The organism is Mycobacterium sp. (assembly GCF_052145595.1).
Lineage (GTDB): Bacteria > Actinomycetota > Actinomycetes > Mycobacteriales > Mycobacteriaceae > Mycobacterium.
Genome location: NZ_JBKQOI010000019.1, coordinates 24,668 through 30,903 on the forward strand (window position 1 = coordinate 24,668; position 6,236 = coordinate 30,903).

At 64.2% G+C, this 6,236-nt stretch carries 5 protein-coding genes and 1 pseudogene; 5 read left to right on the plus strand and 1 reads right to left on the minus strand.

Going from position 1 to position 6,236, the window contains the following annotated elements; all coding sequences use genetic code 11:
* The first annotated feature begins 293 nt into the window (after positions 1-293).
* From ACLP4W_RS01340 to ACLP4W_RS01360, 5 genes and pseudogenes are all read left to right on the plus strand, one after another.
* Entirely contained in the window at positions 294-1,445 is a 1,152-nt protein-coding gene (locus ACLP4W_RS01340) for a PPE family protein (protein WP_442383366.1), read from the plus strand.
* A gap of 121 nt (positions 1,446-1,566) precedes the next feature.
* The gene (locus tag ACLP4W_RS01345; RefSeq protein ID WP_442383368.1) at positions 1,567-1,863 is read left to right on the plus strand and encodes a WXG100 family type VII secretion target; all 297 of its coding nucleotides are present in this window, start codon (positions 1,567-1,569) and stop codon (positions 1,861-1,863) included.
* 42 nt (positions 1,864-1,905) lie between these two features.
* Positions 1,906-2,190, plus strand: a complete 285-nt coding sequence (locus ACLP4W_RS01350; protein ID WP_442383370.1) for a WXG100 family type VII secretion target — start codon at positions 1,906-1,908, stop codon at positions 2,188-2,190.
* A gap of 113 nt (positions 2,191-2,303) precedes the next feature.
* Positions 2,304-2,489: pseudogene (locus ACLP4W_RS01355) on the plus strand (hypothetical protein); the annotation flags it as partial.
* A 609-nt stretch (positions 2,490-3,098) separates the two neighbouring features.
* On the plus strand, positions 3,099-4,490 hold the full coding sequence (locus tag ACLP4W_RS01360) for an MFS transporter (RefSeq protein ID WP_442383372.1): 1,392 nt from the start codon (positions 3,099-3,101) through the stop codon (positions 4,488-4,490).
* Between the two features lie 278 nt (positions 4,491-4,768).
* Here ACLP4W_RS01360 and pstS read toward each other — a convergent pair whose 3' ends face one another.
* Entirely contained in the window at positions 4,769-5,881 is a 1,113-nt protein-coding gene (pstS, locus tag ACLP4W_RS01365) for a phosphate ABC transporter substrate-binding protein PstS (protein ID WP_442383374.1), read from the minus strand.
* Between the last annotated feature and the right edge of the window lie 355 nt (positions 5,882-6,236).

The following is a 6,236-nucleotide window of genomic DNA, read 5'->3' on the forward strand; positions in this document are numbered from 1 at the left end:
ACTTCGCCCGGGCCCTGGCTTGTCGCAGCATTACGCCCAGTTCACTTCTGTTGCCGCACTTTTCGGCGACAACGGGCCTCCTTACGTACACTGCCGGGTGGCCCCGGTCGCGGCCGGCCGCAGTCGGCAGGCTGTAAACACGTTCTACCGACGCTTCCTTAGGCATCGCATGACCATGGCTTAAAGATCACCAGTTCGTGCGATGGCCCGGCTGTACATCGAAGGGTCACCGTTGTTAACGAGCCGGGAGACCACCCGGTCGAGAAATACCAAGTTAAGGATCGCTTCTCGTGATGAACTTTGCGCTGCTGCCGCCGGAGATCAACTCGGCCCTGATGTATGCCGGCGCCGGGTCGGGGCCGTTGTTTGTCGCGGCAGCGGCCTGGGACGCGTTGGCCGCTGACCTGCATGCGACGGCGGCGGGGTTTGACTCGGTGACCTCCACGCTGGCCAGCACACCGTGGACAGGTTCAGCGTCGGCCGCGATGGCCGCCGCGGCAACGCCCCACGTGGGGTGGCTCAGCACCTCGGCCGGCCTGGCTGAGGCGGTCGCTGCCCAGGCCCGGGCCGCTGCGACGGCGTTTGAGACCGCGCAGACCGCGACGGTGCATCCGGCAGCGGTGGCGGCCAATCGTTCGACGCTGGTGGCGTTGGTGGCGACGAACTTTTTGGGCCAGAACACCCCGGCGATCGCGGCCACCGAATTCCAGTACCTGGAGATGTGGGCTCAGGATGTCGCCGCGATGGTGGGATACCACGCCGATGCGGTCTCGGTGGCCTCGCTGCTGACCCCGTTCAGCCAGCCCCCGACCGGCTTGGCCGGGTTGGCGCAAGCGGCGGGAACCGCGGCGTCGACCGTCGCCCCGCAGATGATGTCGGCGGTGCAGTCGTTGCCGCTGGGGACCGCGATGCAGGGTGCAGAGGCGTTGTTGAGTCCGGCGGGCATGGCGATGTCTCCGATGATGATGCTGATGAGCAGCGCGATGCAGGGAGGGATGCAAAGCAGCACCGGGTTGGCCGGCAGCGCCGGGTTGGCCGGCGTCGCCGGGTTGCCACAGGGCCCCAAACTGATGAGCGGCGCCGAAGCGGTGAAGCCCCTGGGCGGAGCCGGACTAGGTGCGGCGGCGGGTCTGGGTCAGGCGCGGATGGTCGGGGCGTTGTCGGTGCCGCCAACGTGGGCTGGGTCGATGCCGGCCGGGATGGCCAGTTCGGCGCTGAGCGGCCTGTCGAGCGCGGGCATGGAAATGGGCGTGCCCGACGCTGCCGCCATGGCCACCGCGGCCAACGGCGCCGGTGCCGCGGCCGGCACCGGTGGTATGCCGATGATGCCGATGATGCCGATGAGCGGAGCTGGCGGTGGCATGCCCGGGCGGATGATGGGCGGCGGCAGTGTCGCGCATGTCGTGCAGTCTCGACCCAGCGTGGTGCCGCGGATCGCGGTCTAGGGGGTGATCGGTTGAGGCTGAACAGTCTGGCTACATTGGTGCACCCAACGAGTTGGGCGCGTCGGGCCAAGCGCTACGAATCTCTGACAAATACCAATCAATGAATGAAAGGACCAGTGTGATGGCTACACGGTTTATGACGGACCCGCACCAGATGCGAAGCATGGCGGGCCGCTTCGAGATGCACGCCCAGACCGTTGAGGACGAGGCCCGCAAGATGTGGGCGTCGTCGATGAACATCGCCGGTGCGGGCTGGAGTGGTCAGGCCCAGGCGACCTCGTACGACACCATGGGTCAGGTCAACCAGGCGTTCCGCAACATTGTGAACATGCTGCACGGGGTTCGCGACGGGCTGATCCGTGACGCGAACAACTACGAGCAGCAAGAGCAGACCTCGCAGCAAATCCTCAGCAGTTAACCGCTGCTGGCCAACGCCTTTCGACGATAGGAGAACATCGAGATGACGATTAACTACCAGTTCGGCGATGTCGACGCCCACGGCGCGACCATTCGCGCCCAAGCCGCATCGCTGGAAGCTGAGCACCAGGCCATCGTGCGCGATGTGCTTGCCGCTGGTGACTTTTGGGGCGGCGCCGGTTCGGTGGCCTGCCAGGAGTTCATCACCCAGTTGGGTCGTAACTTCCAGGTGATCTACCAGCAGGCCAATTCCCACGGGCAGAAGGTGCAGACCGCCGGCAGCAACATGGCCAGCACCGACAGCGCCGTCGGCTCCAGCTGGGCCTGAACCACCGCCGCGGGCGCGGGTGAGCACACCAACTCGTGTGCACCCGCGCCCTACGCGTGCCATCGAACTACCAATCCCGACGGCGCCGGCGAGGACCAAACCGGTCAGGGCGGGGGCTCTCGGCGCGAATCGGTGCAGACCATCTCGGGCACGCCAAGGTGTCGATGACCCAAGACCGCTACATGTCCCGCGGACGCGTCCACAGTCAGGTCGCCGACCTGGTGGATCGGACCGTGACGGACGTAAACCATGAACAGGTGATGACCGGCATTTTCTGCGGGACCGAAAACACCCTCTGACCAGTGCCCCGACACGACTCGAACGTGCGACCTTGGGATTAGAAGGGCTTCGCCGCGTCCGAAACGACCAGGCAAAGCGGTTAGCTGAAACGCCTCGAATCGCCTAAGCAGCACCATTTTTGATCGTTGCCCCTACGGCTACGGTACGGGGCCGGTACGGCCTAAAAGCGTCCCGGACGCCGCGTCGACGCCGCGACGCCGTCGGGGACGGTGATGTTAGCTACGGGGGATCACGCGCCGGGAATTGCCATCGTTATGTAAAGGACGCGTAAAACACGCGTAAAACAAGGCTGTGTTGGCTCGCGTTTATCGTTGGGCAGTTTGTAGCGTAATTCTTCTTTACAACTCCATGGTCGAAGTTGCGCGTCGTGCTGCCTTCACCAAAGAGAGGACTCACTATGGCAGTCGTCCGACCGCAGATCAAAGCGGCCACCTACTTCGGCGAGCCTTTCGAAGCCAGCTTCGCGGTCCGATCCAAATTCCTGACCGCCGCGCTGTGAGGCTTCAATGACCACGGCGCAACTTTCCCCCCGTGATCGGACTCGACGCTACCGGGCGGCTGCAGGATGGAACGGGAAAGTTCGCGACGCCGCGCCGACGAGCCGGGTCATGGTGGTAGCGATCACGGTGTCGTTGGTCCCCTTCCTAGACGGCACCATGGTGAACCTGGCTCTGCCGGCCACAGAACGCGACCTCGGCGGGGGCCTCTCCCTGCAACAGTGGGTCGTCGACGGCTACCTGCTGGCCCTGGCAGCCATGATTCTGCCCGGCGGATCCATCTCCGATCTGTTCGGGCGCGTGCCGGTGATGCGCTTCGGGCTGGCGGCCTTCGGTACGGGCTCGGTGTTGGCGGCCACCGCGGACTCGCCGGCGATGCTGATTACCGCGCGGGTCATCCAAGGTCTGGGGGGCGCGCTTCTGGTGCCCGGCTCGCTTGCCATGATCAACTCCGCCTTCGACCGCCCACACCGACCCGGTGCTATCGGCACCTGGACTGCCTGGACCGGCACTGCATTTGCGCTAGGCCCGTTGCTGGGCGGCTTGGCCGTGGACTTCCTTAGCTGGCGATGGATCTATATCGTGTCGGCGATTCCGATGGTCATCGGCTTCGCCTTAACGTTTTGGCTGCGTCCGATGCCCGGGCTCGCCGAGCGGGCCCCCGTCGACGTCCCCGGCGCGGCATTGTCCGCGGCCGGACTCAGCGCCACGGTGTACGCACTGATCGAATCTCAGCGGCGCGGATGGGCTGACCCCTTTGTCACCGCATCGATGGTCTTCGGGGTCGCGGCATTGCTGGCGTTCGTGGCATGGGAGCGCCGTACCTCTCGCCCTATGCTGCCGCTGGGACTGTTCACAGTCCGAAACTTCGCCGGCGCCAATCTGGCCACCGCGTTCGTGTACGGCGCCCTAATGCTGGGATCGCTCGCCATCGCCCTCTACATCCAGGAGGTCGCCGGCTACTCGGCGACCGTCGCGGCCTTGATCACCTTGCCCACACCCGTTTTGTCGTTTCTCTTCGCCCGCCGCGTCGGCCGTGCGGCCGCACGGATCGGACCGAGGGTTTTCTTGACGGCGGGCCCGGCGCTGGCCGGGATCGGGCTACTGCTCATCCGCCCCTCCGTATACGGATTCAACCTCGTCACTCACCTGCTGCCCGGGAGGATCGTGCTGGCCGTCGGCCTGGTCGCCACGATCACACCACTGACCGCGGTCAATTTGTTCTCCGTCGAGCCCGCGCACAGCGGAATAGCATCAGCAGTCCAAAACGCCGTGGGCAGGCTTTCTACGCTGATCGCGGTGGGCTGCATGGGACTCATCGCCGCCGGCACGCTCACCGATGCCAGCTTCGAACGGCTGCTGCAGGTCAGCGCGGTGCTGTTCTTTATCGGCGCCGTCATCAGCGCCGTCACCATCACCAACCGGACCGTTACCATTTCACACGTGAAAGGTCGCTGGTTCGATCCCAGCGGGGAGCAGCCGATCGATAACTTCGCACCCTGACAGCACCCGCACACCGGTCACTAGGACACTCAGCGCGGCGCCAAATCGGTTGAGCTTCAATTCAGTTCCTGACTATTGGTCCTAATGATTGGGTTGAAACGGGCTCGTGCGTCCCCGGGTGGCGGTCGGCGGGTTGTGAAAGACCTCAGGGGTGTTTCGGCGGCGCGTCCTGGCCCATTAGGCCGCCGCACCTAGTAGTGCCAGGTCGGCAATGGCGGGGCGGCCAAGATGCCGGAAGCGGCGGGGCGCTCGGCTAAACGCTCGGCCGAGTCATGGGATCACGTGATGGCATTGACTGCGCTCCTCAACCACTGCTTCCACGCGTCCGGGATGGGGATGTATCCGTTGTCCGCCAAGCCATTCTGTCCGGCGCCTGTGGCGCTTTGCAGGAAAGCCCTCACGGCAGCACCAACCTGCGGGTCCGGATACTTCGAGCAGACAATCTCATAGGTCGCTAACACGATCGGGTAGGCGCCGCGCTGCGTCGGATTGTAAAACGTCACAGTGTCGAGCACCATGTCGTTATCCGGCCCCGTAACGGCGGTCCCGTCAATCGTCTTGCCGACCGATTCGGCGCTGATCGCCACTGGATCCGGACCGGCCGAGGTGATGATCTTGGCCATGCTCAGCTTCTTCGCCTGGGCGAACGACCATTCGTTGTAGGTGATCGCCCCTTCGGTGGCCTGGATAGCCGAGGAGGTGCCGTCGTTGCCCTTGGCGCCCTCACCGACTCCGCCGTTGAACGTCTTTCCGGTGCCCTTACCCCACGCGCCGTTGGACGCGGCATCAAGGTAATGCTGGAAGTTATCCGACGTCCCGGACAGATCGCTGCGGAAGATCACGCGGATCGGCTCAGCGGGCAATGCGGCGCCTTTGTTCAGCGCCCGGATCGCGGGATCGTTCCAGGTGGTAATGCCGCCGTTGAAGATCTTGGCCGCCGTCGGCGCATCCAGGACCAGCGAAGTCAGGCCCTTGACGTGGTAGGTGATCGCGATCGGGCCGAACACCACCGGCAGGTCCCACGCCGGCGAGCCGCAGCGGCGCTGGGCCGCGGCGTACTCGTTCGGGGCCAGCGGTGAGTCCGATCCACCGAAATCGGTTTGGTTGCTGGTGAACTCGCTAATTCCGGCGCCCGAACCATTGGGCGTGTAGTTCAACGTCTGACCCGGGCAGGCTTGTTCAAATGCTTTGACAAAGCGGGTCATCGCGTTGGTCTGGGCTGTGGACCCGCTGGCCTTCAGCGTCTTCGTCCCGCCGCAATTCACCGGCACCGCACCCGTCGTCGCACTTCCCTCAGCTGCATTGGTTGCTTTGTTGTCACTGCAACCCGACAAGATCAGTGCGCCGGTAGCGAGAACGCTGAGCGCGGCGCCAAATCGGTTTGGCCTCAATTCCGTTCCTAGCTGTCGGGATGAAACGGGATCGCTGCCATCCTAGCCGCGGCGCGCCAACCAGCCATCTCGCAGTCATGGCTAGACTAGACCATGCAGCGCTCGATCAGAGCGTTACATCGCCACGGCTTTGTGACAAGCTAAAACTTGTTTCATAAATGCCGCTAATGTGAGCGAGTCATTAGCCGATCACCGACACCGTATCTGACCAGTGCCCCCGGGGTGACTGAGCAATGATCAGAACTTGTGGATGGCCCTCGGCCTGGTGACGTGAAGGGGCGCACCTTCCCGAGGATGATCTGAAAGTCCAAGTAGTTCTGATCAAGAGCCGGCGTTAGCGCGCTGGTTCGGGAAG

What these genes read in the sequence shown, in the direction of transcription:
- ACLP4W_RS01340 (WP_442383366.1), top strand. Translation starts at nt 294, where the DNA reads ATGAACTTTGCGCTGCTGCCGCCGGAGATCAACTCGGCCCTGATGTAT.
- ACLP4W_RS01345 (WP_442383368.1), top strand. Translation starts at nt 1,567, where the DNA reads ATGGCTACACGGTTTATGACGGACCCGCACCAGATGCGAAGCATGGCG.
- ACLP4W_RS01350 (WP_442383370.1), top strand. Translation starts at nt 1,906, where the DNA reads ATGACGATTAACTACCAGTTCGGCGATGTCGACGCCCACGGCGCGACC.
- ACLP4W_RS01360 (WP_442383372.1), top strand. Translation starts at nt 3,099, where the DNA reads ATGGTGGTAGCGATCACGGTGTCGTTGGTCCCCTTCCTAGACGGCACC.